Origin of the sequence: Pseudomonas helleri, from assembly GCF_045830615.1 — a bacterium.
GTDB classification, from domain to species: Bacteria; Pseudomonadota; Gammaproteobacteria; order Pseudomonadales; family Pseudomonadaceae; genus Aquipseudomonas; species Aquipseudomonas helleri.
Genome location: NZ_CP174501.1, coordinates 5,575,342 through 5,599,152, shown reverse-complemented (window position 1 = coordinate 5,599,152; position 23,811 = coordinate 5,575,342). Strand labels below are relative to the sequence as shown.

26 protein-coding genes are annotated in these 23,811 nt (G+C 58.1%); 19 read left to right on the top strand and 7 right to left on the bottom strand.

Going from position 1 to position 23,811, the window contains the following annotated elements; all coding sequences use genetic code 11:
• Positions 1-261 precede the first annotated feature (261 nt).
• The 8 genes from oscA (at position 262) to ACJJU9_RS25195 (ending at position 6,774) form a co-directional block, all read left to right on the top strand.
• Positions 262-444: a sulfur starvation response protein OscA gene (gene oscA, locus ACJJU9_RS25230; protein WP_048372573.1), complete on the top strand. Its 183-nt coding sequence runs from the start codon at positions 262-264 to the stop codon at positions 442-444.
• A 59-nt stretch (positions 445-503) separates the two neighbouring features.
• Positions 504-1,517, top strand: coding sequence for a sulfate ABC transporter substrate-binding protein (locus tag ACJJU9_RS25225; RefSeq protein ID WP_048387195.1), 1,014 nt, complete (start codon positions 504-506; stop codon positions 1,515-1,517).
• A gap of 90 nt (positions 1,518-1,607) precedes the next feature.
• Positions 1,608-2,429 (top strand): sulfate ABC transporter permease subunit CysT, encoded by an 822-nt coding sequence (gene cysT, locus ACJJU9_RS25220; RefSeq protein ID WP_048372576.1) that lies wholly within the window; start codon positions 1,608-1,610, stop codon positions 2,427-2,429.
• 13 nt (positions 2,430-2,442) lie between these two features.
• Positions 2,443-3,315 (top strand): sulfate ABC transporter permease subunit CysW, encoded by an 873-nt coding sequence (gene cysW, locus ACJJU9_RS25215; RefSeq protein ID WP_048372579.1) that lies wholly within the window; start codon positions 2,443-2,445, stop codon positions 3,313-3,315.
• 3 nt (positions 3,316-3,318) lie between these two features.
• A complete protein-coding gene (locus ACJJU9_RS25210; RefSeq protein WP_048372581.1) occupies positions 3,319-4,299 on the top strand; it encodes a sulfate/molybdate ABC transporter ATP-binding protein in 981 nt (326 codons plus the stop codon).
• A gap of 315 nt (positions 4,300-4,614) precedes the next feature.
• Positions 4,615-5,247, top strand: coding sequence for a CDP-alcohol phosphatidyltransferase family protein (locus ACJJU9_RS25205; protein ID WP_407729783.1), 633 nt, complete (start codon positions 4,615-4,617; stop codon positions 5,245-5,247).
• The gene (locus ACJJU9_RS25200; protein ID WP_123750647.1) at positions 5,234-5,833 is read left to right on the top strand and encodes a lysophospholipid acyltransferase family protein; all 600 of its coding nucleotides are present in this window, start codon (positions 5,234-5,236) and stop codon (positions 5,831-5,833) included. The genes ACJJU9_RS25205 and ACJJU9_RS25200 overlap by 14 nt, the downstream gene beginning before the upstream one ends.
• On the top strand, positions 5,830-6,774 hold the full coding sequence (locus ACJJU9_RS25195; protein ID WP_331367867.1) for a phosphatidate cytidylyltransferase: 945 nt from the start codon (positions 5,830-5,832) through the stop codon (positions 6,772-6,774). Before ACJJU9_RS25200 ends, ACJJU9_RS25195 begins: the two co-directional genes overlap by 4 nt.
• Before the next feature lie 54 nt (positions 6,775-6,828).
• On the opposite strand, the gene ACJJU9_RS25190 is transcribed toward ACJJU9_RS25195, so the two are convergent.
• Positions 6,829-7,107, bottom strand: a complete 279-nt coding sequence (locus ACJJU9_RS25190; RefSeq protein WP_048372583.1) for a YheV family putative zinc ribbon protein — start codon at positions 7,105-7,107, stop codon at positions 6,829-6,831.
• Positions 7,104-9,155, bottom strand: coding sequence for an oligopeptidase A (gene prlC / locus ACJJU9_RS25185; RefSeq protein WP_407729782.1), 2,052 nt, complete (start codon positions 9,153-9,155; stop codon positions 7,104-7,106). Before prlC ends, ACJJU9_RS25190 begins: the two co-directional genes overlap by 4 nt.
• 171 nt (positions 9,156-9,326) lie before the next feature.
• Between prlC and ACJJU9_RS25180 the strand changes: the two genes are divergently transcribed.
• Together ACJJU9_RS25180 and ACJJU9_RS25175 are read left to right on the top strand one after the other, a co-directional pair.
• On the top strand, positions 9,327-9,875 hold the full coding sequence (locus tag ACJJU9_RS25180; RefSeq protein WP_048372587.1) for a gamma carbonic anhydrase family protein: 549 nt from the start codon (positions 9,327-9,329) through the stop codon (positions 9,873-9,875).
• A gap of 22 nt (positions 9,876-9,897) precedes the next feature.
• Positions 9,898-10,542, top strand: coding sequence for an HAD family hydrolase (locus ACJJU9_RS25175; protein WP_407729781.1), 645 nt, complete (start codon positions 9,898-9,900; stop codon positions 10,540-10,542).
• A 65-nt stretch (positions 10,543-10,607) separates the two neighbouring features.
• Here ACJJU9_RS25175 and ACJJU9_RS25170 read toward each other — a convergent pair whose 3' ends face one another.
• Positions 10,608-11,087: an Mpo1-like protein gene (locus ACJJU9_RS25170; RefSeq protein ID WP_314916612.1), complete on the bottom strand. Its 480-nt coding sequence runs from the start codon at positions 11,085-11,087 to the stop codon at positions 10,608-10,610.
• A gap of 165 nt (positions 11,088-11,252) precedes the next feature.
• On the opposite strand from ACJJU9_RS25170, the gene ACJJU9_RS25165 reads away from it, so the two are divergent.
• The 4 genes from ACJJU9_RS25165 to ACJJU9_RS25150 all read left to right on the top strand — a co-directional run bounded on the left by ACJJU9_RS25165 (position 11,253) and on the right by ACJJU9_RS25150 (position 14,952).
• Positions 11,253-11,834, top strand: coding sequence for an alpha/beta hydrolase (locus ACJJU9_RS25165; protein WP_048387212.1), 582 nt, complete (start codon positions 11,253-11,255; stop codon positions 11,832-11,834).
• Positions 11,835-11,884: 50 nt separating this feature from the next.
• Complete coding sequence (locus ACJJU9_RS25160; RefSeq protein ID WP_407729780.1) at positions 11,885-12,781, top strand: sigma 54-interacting transcriptional regulator; 897 nt, start codon at positions 11,885-11,887, stop codon at positions 12,779-12,781.
• Between the two features lie 190 nt (positions 12,782-12,971).
• Positions 12,972-13,754, top strand: coding sequence for a MetQ/NlpA family ABC transporter substrate-binding protein (locus tag ACJJU9_RS25155; protein ID WP_048387216.1), 783 nt, complete (start codon positions 12,972-12,974; stop codon positions 13,752-13,754).
• 148 nt (positions 13,755-13,902) lie between these two features.
• Positions 13,903-14,952 (top strand): RHS repeat-associated core domain-containing protein, encoded by a 1,050-nt coding sequence (locus ACJJU9_RS25150; RefSeq protein ID WP_407729779.1) that lies wholly within the window; start codon positions 13,903-13,905, stop codon positions 14,950-14,952.
• A gap of 10 nt (positions 14,953-14,962) precedes the next feature.
• Here the strand turns inward: ACJJU9_RS25150 and ACJJU9_RS25145 are convergent, their stop codons facing one another.
• Positions 14,963-16,123 carry an AAA family ATPase gene (locus ACJJU9_RS25145; protein ID WP_048387218.1) on the bottom strand — a complete coding sequence of 387 codons (1,161 nt, stop codon included), beginning with the start codon at positions 16,121-16,123 and terminating at the stop codon, positions 14,963-14,965.
• A gap of 115 nt (positions 16,124-16,238) precedes the next feature.
• Between ACJJU9_RS25145 and ACJJU9_RS25140 the strand changes: the two genes are divergently transcribed.
• Genes ACJJU9_RS25140 through ACJJU9_RS25130 form a run of 3 tightly spaced genes read left to right on the top strand, consistent with a single transcriptional unit; the run spans position 16,239 to position 21,456 of the window.
• The gene (locus ACJJU9_RS25140) at positions 16,239-17,330 is read left to right on the top strand and encodes an efflux RND transporter periplasmic adaptor subunit (protein WP_407729778.1); all 1,092 of its coding nucleotides are present in this window, start codon (positions 16,239-16,241) and stop codon (positions 17,328-17,330) included.
• Positions 17,327-18,397, top strand: coding sequence for an efflux RND transporter periplasmic adaptor subunit (locus ACJJU9_RS25135; RefSeq protein ID WP_407729777.1), 1,071 nt, complete (start codon positions 17,327-17,329; stop codon positions 18,395-18,397). Before ACJJU9_RS25140 ends, ACJJU9_RS25135 begins: the two co-directional genes overlap by 4 nt.
• A complete protein-coding gene (locus ACJJU9_RS25130; protein ID WP_407729776.1) occupies positions 18,394-21,456 on the top strand; it encodes an efflux RND transporter permease subunit in 3,063 nt (1,020 codons plus the stop codon). Before ACJJU9_RS25135 ends, ACJJU9_RS25130 begins: the two co-directional genes overlap by 4 nt.
• A 354-nt stretch (positions 21,457-21,810) precedes the next feature.
• Here the strand turns inward: ACJJU9_RS25130 and ACJJU9_RS25125 are convergent, their stop codons facing one another.
• From ACJJU9_RS25125 to ACJJU9_RS25115, 3 genes are all read right to left on the bottom strand, one after another.
• Positions 21,811-22,092, bottom strand: a complete 282-nt coding sequence (locus ACJJU9_RS25125; protein ID WP_048372607.1) for a type II toxin-antitoxin system RelE/ParE family toxin — start codon at positions 22,090-22,092, stop codon at positions 21,811-21,813.
• Entirely contained in the window at positions 22,082-22,327 is a 246-nt protein-coding gene (locus tag ACJJU9_RS25120; RefSeq protein ID WP_153327926.1) for a type II toxin-antitoxin system prevent-host-death family antitoxin, read from the bottom strand. Before ACJJU9_RS25120 ends, ACJJU9_RS25125 begins: the two co-directional genes overlap by 11 nt.
• A gap of 73 nt (positions 22,328-22,400) precedes the next feature.
• Positions 22,401-22,658, bottom strand: coding sequence for a hypothetical protein (locus ACJJU9_RS25115; RefSeq protein WP_123750629.1), 258 nt, complete (start codon positions 22,656-22,658; stop codon positions 22,401-22,403).
• A gap of 432 nt (positions 22,659-23,090) precedes the next feature.
• Here ACJJU9_RS25115 and ACJJU9_RS25110 point away from each other — a divergent pair, with 432 nt between their 5' ends.
• Both ACJJU9_RS25110 and ACJJU9_RS25105 read left to right on the top strand, forming a co-directional pair.
• A complete protein-coding gene (locus ACJJU9_RS25110; RefSeq protein WP_153335036.1) occupies positions 23,091-23,336 on the top strand; it encodes a FitA-like ribbon-helix-helix domain-containing protein in 246 nt (81 codons plus the stop codon).
• Positions 23,333-23,761 (top strand): type II toxin-antitoxin system VapC family toxin, encoded by a 429-nt coding sequence (locus ACJJU9_RS25105; RefSeq protein ID WP_407729775.1) that lies wholly within the window; start codon positions 23,333-23,335, stop codon positions 23,759-23,761. Before ACJJU9_RS25110 ends, ACJJU9_RS25105 begins: the two co-directional genes overlap by 4 nt.
• Positions 23,762-23,811: the final 50 nt, after the last annotated feature.

The window sequence follows — 23,811 nt, the reverse complement described above, 5'->3', positions numbered from 1 at the left end:
CCACTATCACCAACTGTCCAGTGACAGTTCCGACCTTATATAAGCAGCGTGTCGTGCCGGCCCCGCATTGATGCGCTTACGAGGCAATTGGAGTGTAGACCCTGCCCCCGATTACGCGCGCGAATAAAGCTTGCCCTCCGACTACCACGCTTTCAGTTATATAAACATTCTTAAATAGTATTTTTAAGAATAATCGCGCCTCACTACTATGACATCCACGCCAGCACCTCAGTCGGCAACCCATATTTCCAGGAGCACACCATGAGCGCATCTCTGCGTAGCGTTGACGGTCAGGACGAAGCCACCATTCTGCGGGAAATCCAGAGCGCGCTACGGGACCTGCGCTTTGGTGCCGTCGAAATCACCGTGCACAACGCACAAGTGGTTCAGATCGAACGCAAAGAAAAATTCCGGCTACAGAACCCGAGCCAGAAAAGTAATTGAGCCAAACGCACTCATTGGAGTGCGTTCATAACAACTAGAAACGCTTTGGAGCCTCACCTATGTCCCTACGCCGTTACGCTCTGGCCGCGCTGGCCAGTGCCATTTTTGCTGGCTCCGCTGTAGCCAAAGACTACGAATTGCTTAACGTTTCTTACGATCCAACCCGTGAGCTGTACCAGGATTACAACGCTGAGTTTGTTAATTTCTGGAAAGCCAGCCACCCGGGCGACAACGTCAAAATCCAGCAGTCTCACGGTGGTTCGGGCAAACAGGGCCGTGCCGTGGTTGATGGCTTGCGCGCCGACGTCGTGACCCTGGCATTGGCCGGCGACATCGATGAAATCTCTAAACTCAACAAAGGCTCGCTGCCAGCCGACTGGCAAACCCGCCTGCCGGACGCCAGCACCCCGTACACCTCTACCATCGTGTTCCTGGTACGCAAGGGCAATCCTAAAGGCATCAAAGACTGGGGCGACCTGGTCAAGAAAGACGTCTCGGTGATTACCCCGAACCCTAAAACCAGCGGCGGCGCGCGCTGGAACTTCCTCGCGGCCTACGCCTACGGCCTGAAAGCCAACGGCGGCGACGAAGCCAAAGCCAAAGCTTACGTACAAGAGTTGTTCAAGCACGTTCCGGTACTGGATACCGGCGCACGCGGCTCGACCATTACCTTCGTCAACAACGGTCAGGGTGACGTGTTGCTGGCCTGGGAAAACGAAGCGTTCCTGGCACTGAAAGAAGACGGCGGTACAGACAAGTTCGATATCGTCGTACCCTCGCTGTCAATTCTGGCCGAGCCACCGGTGGCTGTGGTCGACAAAAACGCCGAGAAAAAAGGCAATCTGGAGATCGCCAACGCATACCTCAAACACCTGTACAGCCCGGCTGGCCAAGAGATCGCAGCCAAGAACTTCTACCGTCCGCGTGACGAAAAAGTAGCGGCCAAATACGCCGAGCAATTTCCGAAACTGGAGCTTGTCACTATCGACAAAGACTTCGGCGGCTGGAAAACTGCGCAGCCGAAATTTTTTAATGACGGTGGCGTGTTCGACCAGATCTACCAGGCGCAATAACCTGTGGGGCGGGGCATTAAGCCACGCTGAAAGCTAGAACATAGAGCCCGCGACCCTGTTGCGGGCTTCGTGCGTTAACCAAGGACTCTTATGTCTCGTCGTATTTCCCCCGTCATACCCGGCTTCGGGCTGACGCTGGGCTACACCTTGGTGTACCTCAGCCTCATCGTGCTTATACCGTTGGCTGCCATGTTTGTGCATGCCGCGCAACTCACCTGGGAGCAGTTTTGGGCCATCATCACCGCGCCGCGGGTGTTGGCAGCGCTCAAGCTCAGTTTTGGCACCGCTTTTTTTGCCGCCTTGATCAACGGCGTCATCGGCACCGTTCTGGCCTGGGTGCTGGTGCGTTACACCTTCCCCGGGCGCAAGATCATCGATGCCATGATCGACCTGCCCTTTGCCCTGCCAACGGCGGTGGCCGGTATTGCACTGACCACGTTGTACGCGCCCCACGGCTGGATTGGTCAGTTCGCCTCGGACCTGGGCTTTAAAATCGCCTACACCCCGCTGGGTATTACCCTGGCCCTGACCTTTGTGACCCTGCCGTTTGTGGTGCGCACCGTGCAGCCGGTTCTGGCAGACATCCCGCGTGAAATCGAAGAAGCCGCCGCCTGCCTGGGCGCCAAGCCCCTGCAAGTGTTCCGCTACATCCTCATGCCGGCCCTGTTGCCCGCTTGGTTGACCGGTTTTGCGCTGGCCTTTGCCCGTGGCATCGGTGAGTACGGCTCGGTCATTTTCATCGCCGGTAACATGCCGATGAAAACCGAGATCCTGCCGCTGCTGATCATGGTCAAGCTCGACCAGTACGACTACACCGGCGCCACCGCCATCGGCGTGATGATGCTGGTGGTTTCCTTCGTGTTGCTGCTGCTGATCAACTTGATCCAGCGCCGCATCGAAACCCCATCCTGAAGGAGGCCAGCGTATGTCCAGTTCGTCTATAAACGCGGCCTCCGCCGCCAACGCTGCACGCCGTGGCAGCGCGCTTTCACGCCGGCTGCTGATCGCACTTGGCTGGTTGTTCTTTATCGGCTTCTTGCTGTTGCCACTGCTGATCGTAGTGTCCCAGGGCCTGAAGTTGGGCTTCGGTGCGTTCTTCGATGCGATCCTTGAGCCCGACGCCTTGTCGGCCCTCAAGCTGACCATCATCGCCGTCGTCATTTCGGTGCCGCTCAACGTGGTGTTTGGCGTGAGTGCGGCCTGGTGCGTGAGCAAATACAGCTTTCGCGGCAAAAGTATCCTGGTCACCCTGATCGACCTGCCGTTTTCGGTATCACCGGTGATCGCCGGTCTGGTCTACGTGCTGATGTTCGGCGCGCAGGGTTTCTTCGGCGAGTGGCTGCAAGACCACGACATTCAGATCATCTTTGCGTTACCGGGCATCGTGCTGGCAACCATCTTTGTGACGGTGCCCTTCGTGGCCCGTGAGCTGATCCCGCTGATGCAAGAGCAGGGCACTCAGGAAGAAGAAGCCGCACGCTTGCTGGGCGCCAATGGCTGGCAGATGTTCTGGCACGTCACCGTGCCCAACATCAAATGGGGCCTGATCTACGGCGTTGTACTGTGTACGGCGCGGGCGATGGGCGAATTTGGCGCGGTGTCGGTGGTTTCCGGGCACATTCGCGGGGTGACCAACACCCTGCCGCTGCACGTCGAGATCCTCTACAACGAATACAACCACGTCGCCGCCTTCGCTGTGGCCACCCTGTTGCTGATCCTGGCGCTCTTCATCCTGCTGCTCAAGCAGTGGAGCGAATCCCGTATTAACCGCCTGCGCGCCAGCGCCGCGGAGGAATAAACCATGTCGATCGAAGTCCGTAACGTCAGCAAGAACTTCAACGCTTTCAAAGCGCTGGACAGCATCAATCTGGACATCCACAGCGGCGAGCTGGTGGCATTGCTCGGCCCGTCGGGCTGCGGCAAAACCACCCTGTTGCGCATCATCGCGGGGCTTGAAACCCCGGACCAGGGCAGCATCGTCTTCCACGGCGAAGACGTCTCGGGCCATGACGTGCGTGATCGCAACGTCGGTTTCGTGTTCCAGCATTACGCGCTGTTCCGCCACATGACGGTATTCGACAACGTGGCCTTCGGCCTGCGCATGAAGCCCAAAGGCGAGCGCCCGAACGAAACCCGCATCGCCGAAAAAGTCCACGAGCTGCTGAACATGGTGCAGCTGGACTGGCTCTCTGACCGCTACCCGGAGCAACTGTCGGGTGGTCAGCGCCAGCGTATCGCCTTGGCCCGCGCCCTGGCGGTCGAACCTAAAGTGCTGCTGCTCGACGAACCGTTCGGCGCCCTCGACGCCAAGGTTCGTAAAGAACTGCGCCGCTGGCTTGCGCGCCTGCACGAAGACATCAACCTGACCTCGGTGTTCGTGACCCACGACCAGGAAGAAGCGATGGAAGTCGCGGACCGCATCGTGGTCATGAACAAAGGCGTGATCGAGCAAATCGGCTCACCGGGTGACGTCTACGAAAACCCGGCCAGCGACTTTGTTTATCACTTCCTGGGCGATTCCAACCGCCTGCATTTGGGCGAGGACAACCACGTCCTGTTCCGTCCGCACGAAGTGTCGTTGTCGCGCCACGAACTCGAAGACCACCACGCCGCCCAGGTACGCGACATCCGCCCGCTGGGTGCGACCACCCGGGTGACGTTGAAGGTTGAGGGGCAAAGCGAGCTGATCGAAGTGGAAGTGGTCAAAGACCATGACAGCCTGACCGAACTGGCCCGCGGCGAGACATTGTTCTTTAAGCCGAAGGTATGGCAGAAGGCTTAAAAACACCCTCACCCGCAGAGGGATGGGTATCAGCACATCTTTTGATGGCTGACAAAACCCTATAGGTAGGAGCGAGCTTGTCTCGCGATCTTTTGCTGTTAAAGATCAAAAGATCGCGAGGCAAGCTCGCTCCTACAAATATTAGGTGCACACAAAAAACCGCACCTGCGGCACCCCGACTTAGCAGTCATCGCGTTAAGACCTACAAAACTCTCGGCTTCATCCTTCGCAAGCTACCCATCTGCTCCGACATAAATATCGTTTTTACGCACCTAGAGTCCGACTTATCTCCCACGACAAGTTGCAAGGACTCGCATGACTGAAAACCGAAGGCCCATCAAGGCCCGCTCTGCGGGCTGGGCAACAGGCATCACTGATGCCCTGCTTAAAAAAGATATTTCCCCCAATCAGATCTCCATGGCCAGTGTGGTCTTTGCACTGTCAGGTGTCGCTGCGCTGATACTGGACAGCGGCGTCGTTGGATCGATCATATGTGCCCTCTCTATTCAATTGCGTCTGCTGTGCAATCTTTTGGACGGGATGGTGGCAATCGAGGGTGGGAAACAATCGCGCCTCGGAAGTCTCTACAACGAATTTCCGGACCGGATTGCCGATAGCGTGCTCATCGTCGGTGTTGGCTATGCCATCGGCTATTCGGACCTTGGCTGGTGTGGTGCATTGGCTGCTGCGCTCACCGCGTATGTCCGGGTTTTTGGCGGGTCGATTGGCCTCAAGCAGTGTTTTGCCGGGCCAATGGCCAAACAACACCGCATGGCCCTGATGACCGTAGCCCTCCTGATCAATGCCGCGGAAACAGCCGCTTTCGGCACACACAAGGCGCTATTGATCGCTCTGGTCGTCATTGTTATCGGCTCGCTGATCACCTGCGGGACGCGAACCCTCGCAATCGCCAGACAGCTAAAGGAAAACGACCATGTGGATCAGTAACGCACTGACGTCTGTTCTACGTGTCCTGATTGGTGTCACCGCCCGCTGGGAGAGCCCTCCAGACCTCACTCGCCAGCGCATCTACTTTGCCAATCACACCAGCCATATGGACACGCTGGCCATCATTGCCGCTTTACCCGCCGATGCTCGTGTAAACGTAAGGCCGGTGGCCGCCGCCGACTACTGGGGCAAAAATGCGTTTCTCTCGTACATCTCACAAAAAGGGCTGAATGCAGTTCTGATTGATCGAACATCCGGCGCGGATAAAAACCTTCTTGAACCCATCTTTGACGTGTTGAAAGCGGGGCACTCCATCATTTTTTTCCCGGAAGGGACTCGCTCCTGTCAGGCGCTGCCTGGCGAGTTCAAATCGGGCCTGTTCCGGTTGAGCGAAACCTTTCCTGATGTCGATCTGGTACCTGTCTATTTGGAAAATTTTCATCGCTCCATGCCCAAAGGCAAGCATTTCCCGCTGCCCATTATCTGCACAATCCGGATCGGCAATCCGCTGCAAAAAATGATTGGCGAAGAAAAACAGCTCTTCCTGGAGCGGGCGCGTGACGCCATTGTGAGGTTGTCGCAATGATGCTTGAAACGAAGTTTTTGTGGTTCTTTGCCGGGCTGGTCGGTCTATTGGCCAGCGCCTCGTTAATCGGTCATGTATTGGCCAGCAGAACCAAAACTGACAATGCCATGGCAACGATTGAAAACCTCAATCAGCGCGTCAATGCCTGGTGGGGCATGGTGATCGTCTTCTTTATGTCTTACCTGCTGGGCGGTAATGCGACGGTCATTCTCTTCGGTTTCATTTCACTGTTTGCTCTGCGTGAGTTCATTACCTTGGCGCCCACAAAACGGGGGGACCATAACGCACTGTTTATCGCTTTTTTTATCCTTATCCCACTGCAATATGCACTGATCGCTTGCCAGTGGTACTCGATGTTCACGCTGTTGGTTCCGGTCTATGCGTTTCTGCTGTTGCCAGCCATTGCCGTGTTGAGCCAGGACACTGAGTGCTTTTTGGAGCGCACGGCAAAGATTCAGTGGGGCGTGATGATTTGTATTTTCTGCATCAGCCACGCCCCCGCTCTGTTAATGCTGGATCTGGAAGGATTTAAAGGCCAGAACGCGCTGCTGCTGTTCTATCTGATGTTCGTGGTGCAGTTAAGTGATGTCCTGCAATACGTGTTTGGCAAACTCTTCGGCAAGCACAAAGTAGCACCGCTGATAAGTCCCTCAAAAACCGTGGAAGGTCTCGTGGGCGGAGGTTTGGCGGCGACGCTGATTGGCGGATGCATGTTTTGGATGACACCCTTCAGTTTCTGGCAATCACTGATGATGGCTTTTGTGATCGTAGTGATGGGTTTCGTGGGCGGGCTGGTGATGTCAGCCATCAAGCGAAGCTTAAGTGCCAAGGACTGGGGCACCATGATCAAAGGGCACGGCGGCATGCTCGACAGGATGGATTCAGTCTGCTTCGCAGCACCGATCTTCTTTCACCTGACACGCTACTTTTTCTCGGTATAACGCCAGCCCTGTGGCGGCAGGCATACGCTGCCAGCCGCCACAGGCTTCTTGCTACTAAGGCTTTTTCAGCTTCGGATTGGGAAAGAACTGCACCGCCTGAACGTTCGGGGTCGGTGGTTTTTTCAGTGCCGAGGTGTTGACCCGCGTGCCCAATTCCTTGGGCACCGACAGACCTTGTTCATTCAGCGTGTCGGAGTAGCCGCAGGCCACGCATTCGCGGTGCGGCACGTCGTTTTCGTTCCACATCATCAGCTTGTCAGGCTCGCTGCACGCCGGGCAGACAGCCCCGGCGATAAAGCGTTTTTTTGTCACGTTTACCGGTGCATCACTCATGCTGCCTTGTCCTCGGTCAGGCCGCTGTGGCGCAACAAGGCGTCAATCGACGGCTCACGGCCACGGAAGTCCTTGAACAGTTCCATTGGGGCCAGCGAGCCACCGCGCGCCAGAATGGCCTGACGGAATGCTTTGCCGGTGTGCGGGTTGAACACGCCTTCTTCTTCAAAGCGCGAGAACGCATCTGCCGACAGCACTTCAGCCCATTTGTAGCTGTAGTAACCCGCCGCGTAACCGCCTGCAAAGATGTGCGCGAAGCTGTTCGGGAAGCGGTTATACGCTGGTGGGCGCATGACCGAGACCTCATCACGGATGCCGTCCAGCACTTGGGCAACGCTGCGGCCATCGCCGTGGGTGGCGTGCAGTTCGAAGTCAAACAGCGAGAACTCCAGCTGACGGACCATCATCAGGCCGGACTGGAAGTTCTTGGCCGCGAGCATTTTATCCAGCAGGTCTTTTGGCAGCGCTTCGCCGGTTTCATAGTGGCCGGAGATCAGCGCCAGGCCTTCCGGTTCCCAGCACCAGTTTTCCATGAACTGGCTTGGCAGCTCGACCGCATCCCACGCCACGCCGTTGATACCGGACACGCCTGCGTGTTCGATCTCGGTCAGCATGTGGTGCAGGCCATGACCGAACTCGTGGAACAGGGTGGTCACTTCGTCGTGGGTCAGCAGTGCAGGCTTGCCCGCAACGGCCGGGGTGAAGTTGCACACAAGGTTAGCCACCGGGCTTTGCAGCTCGCCGGCTGCGGTGCGGCGACGGTCACGGGCGCCGTCCATCCAGGCACCACCGCGCTTGTTGGCGCGGGCGTACAGGTCAAAGAAGAAACGCCCGATGTGCTGGCCGTCTTCTTTGATTTCGAACAGGCGCACATCGGGATGCCAGGTGTCGAAGCCTTTGATTTCAGCAATGTCGATGCCGTACAGGCGATGTACGATGGCGAACAAGCCATCCAGCACTTTGTCGATCGGGAAGTAGGCGCGTAAGGCTTCTTGCGACACGCTGTACCGCTGCTCGCGCAGTTTTTCGCCGAAGAAACCGGTGTCCCAGCTTTTCAGCTCGCTGCAGCCTTGCTCGCTGGCATAGGCTTGCAGTTGCTCAAGGTCACGCGCCGCAAACGGCTTGGTGCGCTTGGCCAGGTCACGCAGGAAGGTCAGTACCTGATCCGGCGTTTCAGCCATTTTGGTGGCCAGGCTCAGGTCGGCAAAGCTGCCAAAACCCAGCAACTTGGCCAATTCCTGACGCAGGTCGAGGATCTGTTCCATCACCGGGCCGTTATCAAACTGACCGGCATTCGGGCCTTGGTCCGACGCACGGGTGCAGTAGGCGGCGTAGACTTCTTCGCGCAGGGCGCGGTCTTCGGCGTAGGTCATGATCGGGTAGTAGCTTGGGAATTCCAGCGAGATCAACCAGCCATCCAGACCTTTAGCCTGTGCAGCCGCGGCCATTTGCGCCTTGGCCGATTCGGTCAGGCCTGCCAGCGCAGCTTCGTCGGTGATGTGCTTGGTCCAGGCCTGGGTCGCGTCCAGCAGTTGGTTCGAGAACTTGCTGCCCAGCTCGGATAGCTTGCTCTGCACTTCGGCGTAGCGCTTCTGCTCGGCTTCTGGCAGATCAATACCCGACAGGCGGAAATCGCGCAGCGAGTGTTCAAGAATGGTCTTTTGTGCCTGATCAAAGCCGGATACATACGGGCTGTGGGCCAAGGCTTCGAAGGCCTGGAACAGCTCACGGTTCTGGCCCATCTCGGTGGAGTAGGCGCTCAATGCAGGCAAGCACGCCTCGTAAGCTTCACGCAGTTCAGTGCTGTTGCACACCGCGTTCAAGTGGCTGACCGGGCTCCAGGCGGCGCCCAGACGGTCGTTCAACTCATCCATCGCCAGCACCAGACCGGCCCACGTCGGGTTCTCGCCCTGATCGGCGAGGATCTTTTGAATGCCAGCACGGTTGTCCGCGAGGATCTGCTCGATGGCCGGCTGGACGTGCTCAGGACGGATCGCCGAAAACGGCGGCAGGTCGTAGGGCTGCAATAGAGGGTTTTTCTCGCTCACGTTTGGCACCTTGGCTAGAAGAAATTGAAGATCTGTTGAGGTTTCATTGCAAAAACTGAACCACTCACCTCGTTGTAATGAAACGTCAGCAGACCTTGGGCCATCTTAATTACAATCGACCGTTACCGCAGCCCTGTAACGCCCTATTACTGCTAAAGAAGGAAGCTATTTGTGTCCATCCGTCCGTTCCAGCAGCACACACCTACCGTGGGCGAGCGCGCCTTTGTCGACCGTTCGGCCGTGGTGATTGGCGACGTCGAGATCGGCGCCGACAGTTCGATCTGGCCATTGACCGTGATTCGCGGCGATATGCACCGCATCCGCATCGGTGCGCGCACCAGCGTGCAAGACGGCTGCGTGCTGCACATCACCCACGCCGGGCCGTTCAACCCTGAAGGTTTCCCGCTGCTGATCGGCGATGACGTGACCATCGCGCACAAGGTCATGCTGCATGGCTGCACCGTGGGCAGCCGGATTTTGATCGGCATGAGCAGCATCGTGATGGACGGGGCGGTGATTGAAGACGACGTGATCGTGGGCGCGGGTAGTCTGGTGCCTCCGGGCAAGCGCCTGCAAAGCGGCTTTTTGTATGTGGGCAGCCCGGTCAAACAAGTGCGTGAACTGACTGAAAAAGAGAAAGCCTTTTTTACCTACAGCGCTGGCAACTACGTAAAACTCAAAGACCAGCACTTGGCCGAAGGCTACGACCAGCCCGTTTAAGCCGCCTATTTTGGAGCCCTGCATGCAGTATCAAAACGTATTGTTCGACCTCGACGGCACCCTGACCGACCCACGCGAAGGCATCACCCGTTCGATCCAGTATGGATTGAGCAAAATGGGCATTGAGGAGCCAGACCTGCGCAAACTCGAACACTTTATCGGCCCGCCGTTGCTGCAAGCCTTTATCGAGTTTTACGGCTTCAGCGAAACCGAGGCATGGAAAGCCGTAGGCTTTTACCGTGAGCGTTTCTCGGTCAAAGGCCTGTACGAAAATCAGGTGTTTGAAGGCATTACGCCGCTGCTGGAAGAACTGGTGAACCAAGGCCGCCAGCTGTTCATCGCCACCTCGAAGCCGCAGATTTACGCCCGCGAAATCGCCCGGCACTTTGACTTCGCCAAGCACTTTAACGTGATTTACGGCAGCGAGCTGGACGGCACGCGCACCAACAAGGTCGAGCTGATTGCTCACCTGATGGCCGAAGAAAAGCTGGACCCGGCGCAGACCCTGATGATCGGCGACCGCAAGCACGACCTCATCGGCGCCAGCCACAACGGCCTGCACGCGGCGGCTGTGGGCTACGGCTTTGGCAGCTTCGAAGAGCTGAGCGCACACGCGCCCACCTACCACTTTGAGACGCTGGCACAGCTGCACCAGGCGTTTAGATAAACCGGTTGGAGCGGGCTTGATCGCGATCTTCTAAACGATCAAAAGATCGCGAGGCAAGCTCGCTCCTACACGATTCGTGCGTCGATTTCGCGCTGCAAATCCTGGCGCCAGCCCAGCAGAAAACCCAACTCCACCACCACAAACAACGGCCCGACTATCAGCCCGGTTACGTCATCGATAAACGCAGGTTTGCGCCCTTCGTAGTAATGCCCCACAAACTGGATCACCCAGCCGACCACAAACAGCCCAACCCCCCAGCTCAGCCACGCGCCCGTGCTCAGCGCCGCCAAGGTGTGCCCGAGCCAGACCGCCAGCCCCAGCAACACGGTCATCAATAACCCCAAGCGCAGTTCAAGGCGCAGGTAAAACACCGCACTGGCGATCATCACCAACACCGCAGGTGAAATGCCCGCCCATTGCGGTCGCGACAACAGCACCGCCACGGCAATCACAATCAACGGGATGCCCACAAAGTGGCTAACGATATTGCGTTTGTCACGGTGATAAGCGGCGTATTGGCTCAGATGATCAACCAGGCTTTTCATGGCGGTAGCTCGCGGGGTGGGCAACGCATTGAGTGTAATACGCCTGCGCGTTCTGAACGGCGATGGTTTTTTGGTTATTAACAAATAGCTTCTTATTCCTTAGCGAATCTAAAAACCGTCCCTATACTGACTCGGTAACACACATACCGCTGGAGGCGCACAGCCATGGGCAATGAATCGATTCGCTATTTGATAGTGCCGGGTTGGCAAGGTTCGTCTGACGATCATTGGCAAACCCACTGGCAAAACAGCTTGCCGAACAGTGCCCGGGTGGAACAGGCCGACTGGTTGACGCCACGCCGCGAAGACTGGATTGCCGCGCTGGCCGAGGCGATTGCCGCCGACAGCACGCCGGTCATTCTGATTGCCCACAGCCTGGGTTGCATCACCGTTGCGCATTGGGCCGAACGTGCGCCCGCCAGCTTGCTGAGCCAGGTGCGCGGTGCCTTGCTGGTCGCCCCGGCAGATGTCGAACGCCCCACCTGCGCCCCTGCGTTGCGTAACTTTGCCCCGATCCCGACGCAAACCCTGCCGTTCCCGAGCCAAGTCGTCGGCTCTGATAACGATGCTGCGGCCAGCGCACCTCGCGCCATGGAGTTTGCCCGCCAATGGGGCGCCGAGGTCGGCATTCTCAGCGGCGCCGGACATATCAACGTCAAGTCTGGCCACCAACGCTGGGAGCAAGGCTTCGCCTTTTTGTATCGCCTGCAAACCCGTATTGAGCACGGCGCCCTGCGCCGCGCCTGAATTTTTTGTAACGCCCGCGCCCACCCATCGGCGGCGGGCGGGAGCCCGCCATGAGTCTGCATGAAACCTTTGGTCAGCCCCTGCTGACCTTCCCCGATGCCGAAAAAAGCCCGCTGAGCATTCGCGCCAAAGCGCTGGTGTTTGTCGACCCGCGTTCGCGCCAATTGCGTGATGACCTGGAACTGCTGGCGCCGCGCGCGCTACCGGTCTTGATTCGCGGCGAAACCGGAACGGGTAAAGAGCTGTTGGCCCGGCACATCCACCGCGCCAGCGACCGTACCGGTTTGTTTGTGTCTGTTAATTGCGGCGCGATCAGCCCGACCTACGCCGATGCCGAGTTGTTCGGTTACGCTCCCGGCAGCCACAGCAGTTCGGCCAGCAGCCGCGCCGGCTGGTTCGGCTCCGCCAATGGCGGCACGCTGTACCTGGATGAAATCGGTGATTTGCCGCTGGGCATTCAGGTCAAATTGCTGGCCGCGCTGGAAACCCACGAAGTCACGCGGGTCGGCGCCCATCAGCCCAGCCCGGTGGATGTGCGCCTGGTGGCGGCCACCAGCATCGACCTGGCTCAGGCGGTACAGGCTGGCAAATTTCACGAGCGGCTGTATCACTACCTCAGCGAGGGGCAGTTGCCGTTGCCCGCTTTGCGCGAGCGGCCGGGGGATATTTTGTCGTTGGCCGAATACTTTTTAGGCATCTACAGCCAGCGCCTCAACCTGGCGGTGCCATTTATCAGTGACAACGCGCAACGGGTACTGGAGCGCCACACATGGCCCGGCAATACCCGTGAGCTGGAGAACGTCATCCACTTTGCGCTGCTGGTGAGCACCGGCGAAGAGATCCGCCCCGAGCATTTAAACCTGCCTGACAGCCTGGGGCAGATTGAGCACTTTATTAAAGGCGCAACGGCGCAGGAGCTGGCGGCGCTGAAACAGCTGCTGGCATAACCCCCATCTCGCGATCTTTTAGACGATCAAAAGATCGCGAGGCAAGCTCGCTCCTACAGGGAGAGATTTAAAGAACCAAACGATCTAAGTGAATGAACAAATATTATTGTTCTGGAATAAAGAAAGTCGGTATCTTTCGCTCCGACTCCAATAAAACCGTTACCAGAACGGTCACTCTTAAGGATATTGCATGAAAAAGGTTCTGTTGTTTACCGCATTGGCGGCTGCTTTGACGGCAGGCCTGGCACAGGCCAACGAAAAATTGGTGGTCGCTGCGACCCCGATTCCTCACGCTGAAATCCTTGAGTTGATCAAACCGACCCTCGCCAAAGAAGGCGTGGATCTGGACATTAAAGTCTTCACCGACTACGTGCAGCCGAACGTACAAGTCGCAGAGAAGCGTCTGGACGCCAACTACTTCCAGACCCTGCCGTACCTCGAAAGCTTTAACAAAGGCAAAGGCACCAACCTGGTGACCGTGGTCGGCGTACACGTTGAACCTTTTGGTGGTTACTCCAAAAAAGTTAAAGACATCAAAGACCTGAAAGACGGCGCAACCATCGCGATCCCTAACGAAGGCAGCAACAGCGGCCGTGCATTGATCCTGCTGCAAAAGGCCGGTCTAATCGAACTGAAAGACCCGACCAACGCGGTGGCCACCCCTAAAGACATCGCTAAAAACCCGCACAACTTCAAGTTCAAAGAGCTTGAGTCGGCACTGCTGCCCCGCGTGCTGGACCAGGTTGATCTGGACATGATCAACACCAACTACGCGCTGGAAGCGGGCCTGAACCCGGCCACCGACGCGCTGATCATTGAAGGCTCTGATTCGCCTTACGTGAACTTCCTGGTGGCTCGCCCGGACAACAAAGACAGCGACGCAATCCAAAAGCTGTCCAAAGCCCTGACCAGCCCTGAAGTCAAAGCGTTTATTGAACAGAAATACAAAGGTGCGGTAGTGCCTGCGTTCTAATTCAACACCCGCTCACACAAAACGCCGACGGCTCCTACAGCGTCGGCGTTTTTTAGTATTTGGCAAAAGTACCTAGCAGAGTTAACAGGTAGGCAAGGTCTGGCATTGGAGCAAAGCTGGGGGGACATTCAGCAAAGAGCCAACCCACATGCCTCTTAAACGCTATGCCTACGACCCTCTGGATCGCTTAACAACAACGACAATGGGCGCGCAGCCCTCGACGCAGCGTTTTTATCAGCGTGAGCGCTTGAGCACTGTACGCCAGGGTGAACACAGCCAAACAGTCTTTCAGCACCACGACCAGTTGCTGGCTGAAAAACACACAACCGCAACGCTGTTGCTGGGCACCGACCTGCAACGCAGCGTGTTGCGCTCACTCAGTGGCGCACACCAACACCCGCAGGCTTACACCCCGTATGGTTATCATCGTGGGCAACAGGGGCTGTTAGGGTTTAACGGGGAAGCGCCCGACCCGATGACCGGCCACTATCTGTTGGGTAACGGTCACCGCGCGTACAACCCCGTATTGATGCGCTTTAACAGCCCCGATACGTTAAGCCCGTTTGGTGCTGGCGGGTTGAACCCCTACTGCTATTGCCTGGGTGATCCGGTTAACCGGGTAGACCCCAATGGGCAGTTTTCCTTTGCCTTGATAGCCCCAGCCATCCTGGCCATCAGTGGTCTCGCCGGGACAATAAACGGAGCAATACCCTCCGTAAGCTTTTACGCATCTTTCAAAGCTGTAAAGGCGGGCACTTCCAAAACGGTGCATAAAATGAAGGTCGCAGGGGTGGTGCTAACAGCGGCCGGTGGTGTGATAGGCGCCACCCGATTGAGCATGGCAGTGGGCGGTGATAACTCCGGTGGCACTGGAATGACAGCCGCAGGCCTCACCTTGGCCCTTTTTGGTTTAGGCAGCACCGTCATGGCCACTAAGCTGGGCTGGAGAGGCATTAGAGCGGCGGCCAAAAAAAGCAAATTTGATAAAACATTCCCCGGTTTGTCTAAAAATACGACTCCCACAACTTCCCGACAAAACTCTATTTCCTCAACGTCGAGCCCAACCTCGCCACACATTGCTGAACAAATCACCGAAGTGGCCACCTCCGTACCGCCAATGCCCACGGTTTGGGGGCACAACCCCAATATCCCCCTGCATGGAGTTGAAACTTGGGGGCAACGGCTGCGATTGCTTTGATTTCCCTCTATCAATCCGCCCAATGCCAAGCCGGTTGATCCAGCATTCGCTGCCCCACGACCTCGGTCTGGCCGAGGTTTTTTTCCAACACGATGCAGTTGCACTCCGGGTCTTGCTGCAAGGCGGCAATCAGCCGCCGGGCGTGGGACACCACCCACACCTGGGAATGGTGCGAGGTGCGAATGATCAACCGCGCCAGCGCGGGCAGCAGGTCGGGGTGCAGGCTGGTTTCGGGCTCGTTGAGTACCATCAGAGTCGGCGGGCGCGGCGTGAGCAGGGCAGCCACCAGCAGCAGGTAACGCAAGGTGCCGTCCGACAACTCCGCCGCCGACAATGGCCGCAACAACCCTTCTTGATAGAACTCGACAGCAAAACGCCCACCGGGCATCGCATTGATCTCTAGCCGCGCGCCGGGGAAGGCGTCACTGATGGCGCTGTGCAGGACTTGCGGGTCGCCCATTTCGAGGATGGTTTGCAGGGCCGCAGCCAGGTCGCGGCCATCGTGGTGCAACACCGGTGTGCGCGTGCCCAACTGCGGCTGACGCACCGGCGCATCAGGGTCGGTGCGAAAGTGATCATAAAAGCGCCAACCGCGAATCGACTCCCGCAGCCGCAGCACTTCGGGCGAGGCCTGCAGGCTGCCGACTTGATCGAACAAGCTGTCGAACATCGGCGTGTGCTGCGCCAGCACCTGCCAACTGCGCTCAGTACGGGCACGGATCATCGGACCATTGCGCTCCACCAGCTCACTGGCCGGGCGGTAGCTGGGCCCCACCCAAATGCTTTCGTGTTTGATTTGCGGGTCGAGGGTAAACGCTGACAGCTCAGGCGGCGACACCCCCAAGGCGATGGCGTAGCTGAAATCGTCGGCCGCAAAGCCCATGCGCAAGCGCTTGACCTTGTTGCGCGGGCCGCCCTCGATGGCCACCTCGCCAGACTTCATGCGCCGCGATACCACCTCGGGCCCCGCCCAGAACGTCGACTCCAGCCCGCCTTCACGGGCCAATGCATTGACCACCCCGCCCTGAGCCGTCTCGGCCAGCAAACGCAGCGCACGGTACAGATTGGATTTACCGCTGCCATTGGGGCCGGTGATCAAATTGAGCCGCGCCAGCGGGACGATCAACTGGTTGATGGAGCGATAGTTGGCCACCGCCAAAGTGGTGAGCATAGGGTGACCTCAAAAGTGTGAGCAAGGCGTGCACAGAGTCCCACAAAGTCTGAACCCTGTTCTACGCTATGTGTCGTATTGTCTCGATCACTCAGCACCAAGCAAAGGAGTCTGCATGGCTGGTCCACGAATCAAGTGTGCTTGGGGCTTGAGCCTTTTGGCGCTGCTAACGGCTTGCGGTAAAGAAGGCCCCAAAGAGCCTTTATCACCAAGAGTTTATATACAAGAAGTTACCAGCCGCGACTATGCACCTCCCATTGCGCTCAGTGGCGACATTCAGGCCCGGGTCGAAACCCAGCTGTCCTTTCGGGTCGGCGGCAAGATCATCGAGCGCAAGGTCGATGTCGGTGATCACATTCAGGCCAATCAGGTGTTGGCGCGCCTAGATCCCAAAGATTTGAAAATCCAGGTCGAGACCGCCCAGGCCAGCGTGTATGCGCAACAAGCGCAAGTGGTACAAACCCGCGCCGCCTATGTGCGTCAGCAAAAGCTGCTGCCAAAGGGCTACACCAGCCAAAGCGAATACGATGCGGCCTATGCGGCCCAGCAGAGCGCACAAAGCGCCTTGGCGGCGGCGCAAGCGCAACTGGCCAACGCCCGCGAACAACTCAGCTACAGCAACTTGGTGGCGCAAGCGCCTGGCGTTATCACCGCACGCCAGGCCGAAGTCGGGCAAGTGGTGCAAGCCACCATGCCGATGTTCTCGCTGGCCCGTGATGGCGCCCGCGATGCCGTGTTCAACGTGTACGAATCGCTGTTCATCGAGCCGCCCAAAGACCCTACCGTGCAAGTCACGCTGTTGCAGGACCCGACGGTCAAGGCCAACGGTTTTATCCGCGAGATCACCCCCGCCGTGGCGGCGCAAAGCGGCACGCTGCAAATCAAGGTGCAACTGGACTCACTGCCCAAAGGCATGGACCTGGGCTCGATTGTCAGCGTCAACCTGAGCCCGGCGCCGCAGCGCAGCATTGAAATGCCATGGTCAGCCCTGACCAAAGATGTCAGCGACCCGGCGGTGTGGGTGGTCGACGGCGACAACAATGCGCGCCTGCAAAAAGTCACCGTGGGGCGCTACCTGACCGGCAGCGTGATCATCAGTGATGGCCTCAAGGACGGAGAAAAGGTCGTGGTCGCAGGCGGACAATTGTTACACCCCGGCATGAAGGTCGAGATAGCACCCACGCCAGAAGGGGGGATGGCGCTATGAACCGTCTATGGATAGCGCCTTTCGCGGCCCTGTTGTTGCTGGGCTGCTCTGAAAAAAAGCCGCCTGAGCCACCCGTCAGGCCCGTGCTCTACGTGGTGGCCAAGCCCGACCTGACCCAACACCTGGGGCGCTTTGCCGGCAACATCGAAGCCCGCTATGAAAGCACCTTGGGCTTTCGAGTGCCGGGCCGCATCGTGCGGCGCTATTACGACGTTGGCGCGTTGGTTAAAGAAGGCGATATTTTGGCCAGCCTCGACCCGACCGATCAGCAAAACAACGTGCGCGCCGCGCAAGGCGATCTGGACAAGTCCCGCGCGCAGTTGATCAACGCCCAGGCCAATGCCCGGCGCCAGCAAGAGCTGTTCAATCAGGGCGTGGGCGCGCAAGCCCAGCTGGACACGGCACAAGCCGACCTCAAAACCACGCAGGCCGCCGTGCAACAAGCGTCAGCGGCGCTCAATCAGGCCAAAGACCAGCTCAGCTACTGCAACCTGCGCGCAGACCATGACGCGGTGATCACCGATTGGGCGGTCGAAGCTGGCCAGGTGGTGAGTGTCGGTGAAGCCGTGGCCACCCTGGCGCGACCTGAGATCAAAGAAGCGGTGATCGACCTCCCGGCGCCGCTGGCCGAAGCCCTGCCCAAAGACGTGGTGTTCTTTGTTGCTGGCCAGCTCGACCCGAACGTCAACACCAAGGCCCATGTTCGAGAAATCGCGCCACAGGCCGACAGCGCCACGCGCACCCGTCGTGTGCGCTTGACCCTCGACCAGACCCCGCCGGCCTTCCGCCTCGGCAGTTCCATCAGCGTGACGGTCAGCAGCCCGATCACCCAGCACTTCCAGGTGCCGCAGACCGCCCTGCAAGAAACCGACGGCAAAACCCGTGTGTGGGTCGTCGACCCGCACACACTCACCGCCAACACGCGGGAGGTGACCGTGTGGCGCCGCGACGCCAATACCGTGTTGCTCTCGGGCGGTATTAGCAGCGGTGACACCGTGGTCAGTGCGGGCGCCTACAGCCTTAAACCCGGACAAAAAGTCAGACTCGACAAGGAAAGCTCGCAATGAATGGGAAATTCAACCTGTCCGAGTGGGCCCTCGAGCATCAGTCATTCGTGTGGTACCTGATGTTCGTCGCGGTGCTTGCCGGGTTCTTTTCGTACTTCAACCTGGGCCGCGCCGAAGACCCCAGCTTTACCATCAAAACCATGGTGATCCAGACCAAGTGGCCCGGCGCCACGGTGGACGACACCATGCTGCAAATCACCGACCGTATCGAGAAAAAGCTCGAAGAGCTGGACACCCTCGATTACGTCCAGAGCTACACCCGGCCGGGCGAGTCCACGGTGTTTGTGTTCTTGAAAGACACCACCAAGGCCGAGCTCATCCCGCATATCTGGTACGAGGTGCGCAAAAAAATCGGCGACATTCGCGGCGACTTCCCCCAAGGCATTCAAGGCCCGGGGTTCGACGATGAGTTCGGTGATGTGTACGGCACGATTTACGCCTTTACCGGCGACGGCATCAGCATGCGCCAGCTGCGCGACTACGTCGAAGAAGTGCGCCTGGGGATCCGCGACATCCCCAATCGCGGCAAGATGATGACCATCGGCGAGCAGGCCGAAACCTTCTACCTCGACTTCTCGACCCGCAAACTGGCCGCGCTGGGCCTTGATCAACAGCACATTCTGCAAAGCCTGCAAGAGCAAAACGCCGTGACCCCGGCGGGCGTCATTGAAGCCGGGCCAGAGCGCATGTCGGTGCGCGCCTCTGGCCAATTCCACAGCGTGGCCGACCTTGAGGCGGTCAACCTGCGGGTCAACAACCGTTTCTACCGGCTCGCTGACGTGGCCGACATCACCCGCGGCTATGTCGACCCGGCCGCGCCGATGTTCCATTACAACGGCCAGCCGGCCATTGGCCTGGCCGTGGCCATGAACACGGGCGGCAACATTCAGGAGTTCGGCGAGCAACTGCAGCAGCGCATCAACGAACTGACCGCGCAACTGCCGGTGGGCGTGGGCGTGCACATGGTCTCTGACCAGGCCGAAGTGGTGCAGGTGGCCGTACACGGCTTCACCAGCGCGCTGTTTGAGGCGGTGATCATCGTTCTGGCAGTGAGCTTTATCAGCCTGGGCCTGCGCGCAGGCATGGTGGTGGCGATCTCGATCCCGCTGGTGCTGGCGCTGGTCTTCGTGTTTATGGAGTTCACCGGCATCGCCATGCAACGTGTGTCGCTGGGCGCGTTGATCATCGCCCTGGGCCTGCTGGTGGACGACGCGATGATCACGGTAGAGATGATGATCTCGCGGCTGGAACTGGGCGAAACCAAACAGCAGGCCGCGACGTTTGCCTACCACTCCACGGCCTTCCCGATGCTTACCGGGACCTTGGTCACGGTGGCGGGTTTTGTCCCGATCGGCCTCAACAACAGCGCGGCGGGCGAGTACACCTTCACCCTGTTCGCGGTGATCGGCGTGGCCCTCATTGTGTCGTGGATGGTGGCGGTGCTGTTTGCCCCGGTGCTGGGCGTGCACGTGCTGCCGGCCAAGGTTAAACCCAAGTCCGAAAAACCGGGGCGGCTGGCCCAAGCGTTCAACACCGGCCTGCTGTGGTGCATGACCCATCGCTGGTGGACCATCGGCGGCACGGCGGCGATGTTCCTGGCCTCGGTGGTGGGCATGACCTTTGTGCAAAACCAGTTCTTCCCGGCCTCCGAACGCCCTGAAATTCTGGTGGATTTGAACCTGCCGCAAAACGCCTCGATCCAGGAAACCCTCAAAGTCACCCAACGCTTTGAAGCCTCGCTCAAGGACGACCCGGACATCGTGCGCTGGAGTACCTACGTGGGCGAGGGCGCGATCCGTTTCTATCTGCCTCTGGACCAGCAACTGCAAAACCCGTTCTTCGCCCAGTTGGTGATCGTCAGCACCGGGCTTGAGAGCCGCGATGCGTTGATGGAGCGCCTCAACAAACGCCTGCGTGAAGAGTTTGTCGGCGTTGGCAGTTATGTGCACACCCTGGAACTGGGCCCGCCCGTGGGCCAGCCGCTGCAATACCGGGTGAGCGGCCCGAACATCGACCTGGTGCGCAAACACGCCATTGACCTGGCCACCGTACTCGACGCCAACCCCAACGTGGGCGAAACCCTGTTCAACTGGAACGAGCCGGGCAAAGTGCTGCGGGTCGACATCGCGCAAGACAAGGCCCGCCAGTTTGGTTTGTCGTCCGAAGACGTCGCGCAAGTGATGAACAGCATCGTCACCGGCGCCACTGTCAGCCAGGTCAAAGACAGCATCTACCTGATCGACATCGTCGGCCGGGCCAATGGCAGCGAGCGCAACACGCCAGAAACCCTGCTCAACCTGCAAATCACCACACCGAGCGGCACCTCGATCCCGTTGCTGGCGTTTGCCTCGGTGCGCTACGAGCTGGAGCAGCCGCTGGTCTGGAGCCGTGACCGCATACCGACCTTGACCCTCAAGGCTGCGGTGCGCGGCGACATTCAGGCGGTTGACCTGGTGGACGACCTCAAACCGACCATCGATGAGTTCATCGCCAAACTGCCGCAAGGCTACAAAGTCGAAACCGGCGGCACCGTGGAGCAAAGCGCCAAGGCCCAAGGCCCGATCGCCAAAGTCATCCCGTTGATGCTGTTTTTGATGGCGACCTTTTTGATGATCCAGCTGCAAAGCGTGCAGAAAATGTTCATCGTGGTCAGCGTCGCGCCGCTGGGCCTGATTGGCGTGGTGTTGGCGCTGGTGCCCACCGGCACGCCGATGGGCTTTATCGCGATTCTGGGGATCCTGGCGCTGATCGGCATCATCATTCGTAACACGGTGATTCTGGTGACCCAGATCGACCAGTTCGAACGTGATGGCTTCGACCCGTGGCATGCGGTGGTCCAGGCCACGCATCACCGACGTCGGCCCATCCTGCTGACCGCCGCGGCGGCCAGCCTGGGCATGATCCCCATTGCACGGGACGTGTTCTGGGGCCCGATGGCCTACGCCATGATCGGCGGCATCTTCTCGGCCACCTTGTTGACCTTGCTGTTCTTGCCGGCCCTGTACGTGGCCTGGTACCGCATCAAAGAAAACAAAAACCCGCCCCCGGCCATTCACTGACCAGGCAGGAGCGAACTCGCACTGGCTCTGTAGCCGCTGACGAGGCACGAAGGCTGCGATGGGTTGCGCAGCGACCCAGACGGCGGTCCTGCGGCCCGCATCGCAGCCTTCGTGCCTCGTCAGCGACTACACGTTCAAAAGAGGTTGGCAGCTGTGCGCAGGCGCGGAGCCTACCAAGCGTTTTGAAAAGTTGAAATCCACTATTCAGGCTTGCATGCCCGAACGCTGATGATTCAGCGACGGAGCGAACTATAGGCAGCCCTCAAAAGGGTGAACACCCTAAATGTTGTAGGAGCTGGCTTGCCTGCGATCTTTTGATCTTCAACGTGAATAAATTGCGATCAAACACGCTATTTAGCGCTGCTTGGCGCGGTCGTATACAGCGCTGCGTTCGCGTTTCCCGACAGCAATCACCGCCACTACGACGCGCTCATCAATGACTTTGTACACCAACCGGTAGCCTGCCGATTTAAGCTTGATCTTGTAACAGTCGGGCATCCCGTGAAGGGCGTCAGCCCCTATACGTGGGCTTACCAATCGTTCGACCAACTTCTTTTTAAATTGCTGCTGAAGCGTATAGCCCAATTTTTCCCACTCTTTCAAAGCTGTGGGCAGGAACTCCAGCTTATAAGTCATCCAGATTTACCGGGACAGGCGTCTCTTGGCTGCGAGCCTTCACCAGTTCAGCAAGGTCCATGTCATCCAGACGCTCCATGATGGCTTCAAACACTTCAGCAGGCACCATGTAGCCCATGACACGGTTGTGGTTGAGCACCGCAACCGGAGCACCGTGGGCAGCATTCATGACTGCGGAGGGATTTTTCTTGAGTTCAGACACACTCACCGCTCGATCTGCCAAGACGCTTTGCATAATTTAGCCCTCTAAATAGGTCGTTATATTGGTCTATTTAGAGGGGCGCATCAACCTAAGATTCAGTGAGTTGCTACACCTCGCGCAACACCAACACCCCCAGCACATCGCAGCCTTCTTGCAACAACAACGACGTCGCCTCACACACCGCACTCAAATCATGCGGATCGCTGCTGTAGGCGTTCATGTGGGACAAACTGCGCAACAAATTCTTGGCCGCCTGAAAGCGCTGCTCAGCACAGGTGAGCAAGGCAGACACAGACGCCTGGGTATCAATCAAGAGAACGTTGGAATCAACAGGATTGTCGGTTTGCGGGAGGAAATCAGACATGGTGGAACTCCAATAAGGTGTGGAGCCACTTCAATCAGCTTGCACGCAGAAAGAGGGTGGCAGCTGTGCGCAGGTATGCAAGACCGGTTATTGGGACCCGGCAGACCCGAAGATCTCCCACGCACAACCGCCATAACGACGATTGCAGGCGCGGAGCCTACCAAAGCGATATGAAAAGTTGAAATCCAATAATCAGGCTTGCACGCCCGAACGCTGATGATTCAGCGACAGGGCGAACTATAGGCAGCCCGCAACGAGCACCACAATGGGCCAAAGCACGAGCAAGCCTCATCCCACACAAGTCAGGGAAAGGTCTGTAAATCATCTACGCCAAGCGCGCTTTAGTTAAGGACCGTTGGTCTGTACGCTCTGGAGGTGTCAATTTCATCGCCCTATGATTGCAACGATTTCATTGATTGCACGAGGTTATTTATGGCCAGCATCACCATTAGAAACCTGGATGATCAAATCAAGGAACGCCTGCGTATAGAAGCAGCCCTTAATGGCCATTCCATGGAAGAAGAGGCTCGGCTTATCTTGCGCAGAGCATTAAGAAAACCCGCCCAAAACCAAGGTTTAGCCAGCCGTATCCGCGCTCGCTTCGCTGAGACAGGCGGCATTGAATTAGAGTTACCCACTAGAGAAGAGCGTGTGCGCACCGTGGGCTTCGATGAATGATCATTCTCGATACCAACGTACTCTCTGAACTTATGCGCCCCCAACCCAGCCAAGCCGTGGTTGCGTGGGTAGACGCTCAGCCATCTGATGATTTGTTTATCAGCGCCATCACCATGGCCGAAATACTTCACGGCATCGAACGGCTTCCCGCTGGCAAACGTAAAGATCAGTTGCACGTCATTGCACAGGCTTTGTTCGATGAAGACTTTGCTGACAGAGTCTTACCTTTCGATGCACATACGGCACCCCGTTACGCAGTGTGGGTCGCAACCAGTCAGGCCTCAGGCAAGTCCGTCAGCTTGGCAGATGCGCAAATAGCCGCTACCTGCATTGCACATCAGGCAAGTCTCGCGACACGCAACGTTAAAGACTTCTCGCAAGGCACTTTGAATCTGATCAACCCATGGCTATTTGGCGAATCATGATGCCCACTCCCACAGGTGTTGCACAGGCCCTGTAGGAGCGAGCTTGCCTC

Coding starts and splice junctions, on each gene's coding strand:
- oscA (WP_048372573.1), top strand. CDS start 262: ATGAGCGCATCTCTGCGTAGCGTTGACGGTCAGGACGAAGCCACCATT.
- ACJJU9_RS25225 (WP_048387195.1), top strand. CDS start 504: ATGTCCCTACGCCGTTACGCTCTGGCCGCGCTGGCCAGTGCCATTTTT.
- cysT (WP_048372576.1), top strand. CDS start 1,608: ATGTCTCGTCGTATTTCCCCCGTCATACCCGGCTTCGGGCTGACGCTG.
- cysW (WP_048372579.1), top strand. CDS start 2,443: ATGTCCAGTTCGTCTATAAACGCGGCCTCCGCCGCCAACGCTGCACGC.
- ACJJU9_RS25210 (WP_048372581.1), top strand. CDS start 3,319: ATGTCGATCGAAGTCCGTAACGTCAGCAAGAACTTCAACGCTTTCAAA.
- ACJJU9_RS25205 (WP_407729783.1), top strand. CDS start 4,615: ATGACTGAAAACCGAAGGCCCATCAAGGCCCGCTCTGCGGGCTGGGCA.
- ACJJU9_RS25200 (WP_123750647.1), top strand. CDS start 5,234: ATGTGGATCAGTAACGCACTGACGTCTGTTCTACGTGTCCTGATTGGT.
- ACJJU9_RS25195 (WP_331367867.1), top strand. CDS start 5,830: ATGATGCTTGAAACGAAGTTTTTGTGGTTCTTTGCCGGGCTGGTCGGT.
- ACJJU9_RS25190 (WP_048372583.1), bottom strand. CDS start 7,107: ATGAGTGATGCACCGGTAAACGTGACAAAAAAACGCTTTATCGCCGGG.
- ACJJU9_RS25175 (WP_407729781.1), top strand. CDS start 9,898: ATGCAGTATCAAAACGTATTGTTCGACCTCGACGGCACCCTGACCGAC.
- ACJJU9_RS25170 (WP_314916612.1), bottom strand. CDS start 11,087: ATGAAAAGCCTGGTTGATCATCTGAGCCAATACGCCGCTTATCACCGT.
- ACJJU9_RS25165 (WP_048387212.1), top strand. CDS start 11,253: ATGGGCAATGAATCGATTCGCTATTTGATAGTGCCGGGTTGGCAAGGT.
- ACJJU9_RS25160 (WP_407729780.1), top strand. CDS start 11,885: ATGAGTCTGCATGAAACCTTTGGTCAGCCCCTGCTGACCTTCCCCGAT.
- ACJJU9_RS25155 (WP_048387216.1), top strand. CDS start 12,972: ATGAAAAAGGTTCTGTTGTTTACCGCATTGGCGGCTGCTTTGACGGCA.
- ACJJU9_RS25150 (WP_407729779.1), top strand. CDS start 13,903: ATGCCTCTTAAACGCTATGCCTACGACCCTCTGGATCGCTTAACAACA.
- ACJJU9_RS25145 (WP_048387218.1), bottom strand. CDS start 16,123: ATGCTCACCACTTTGGCGGTGGCCAACTATCGCTCCATCAACCAGTTG.
- ACJJU9_RS25140 (WP_407729778.1), top strand. CDS start 16,239: ATGGCTGGTCCACGAATCAAGTGTGCTTGGGGCTTGAGCCTTTTGGCG.
- ACJJU9_RS25135 (WP_407729777.1), top strand. CDS start 17,327: ATGAACCGTCTATGGATAGCGCCTTTCGCGGCCCTGTTGTTGCTGGGC.
- ACJJU9_RS25130 (WP_407729776.1), top strand. CDS start 18,394: ATGAATGGGAAATTCAACCTGTCCGAGTGGGCCCTCGAGCATCAGTCA.
- ACJJU9_RS25125 (WP_048372607.1), bottom strand. CDS start 22,092: ATGACTTATAAGCTGGAGTTCCTGCCCACAGCTTTGAAAGAGTGGGAA.
- ACJJU9_RS25120 (WP_153327926.1), bottom strand. CDS start 22,327: ATGCAAAGCGTCTTGGCAGATCGAGCGGTGAGTGTGTCTGAACTCAAG.
- ACJJU9_RS25115 (WP_123750629.1), bottom strand. CDS start 22,658: ATGTCTGATTTCCTCCCGCAAACCGACAATCCTGTTGATTCCAACGTT.
- ACJJU9_RS25110 (WP_153335036.1), top strand. CDS start 23,091: ATGGCCAGCATCACCATTAGAAACCTGGATGATCAAATCAAGGAACGC.
- ACJJU9_RS25105 (WP_407729775.1), top strand. CDS start 23,333: ATGATCATTCTCGATACCAACGTACTCTCTGAACTTATGCGCCCCCAA.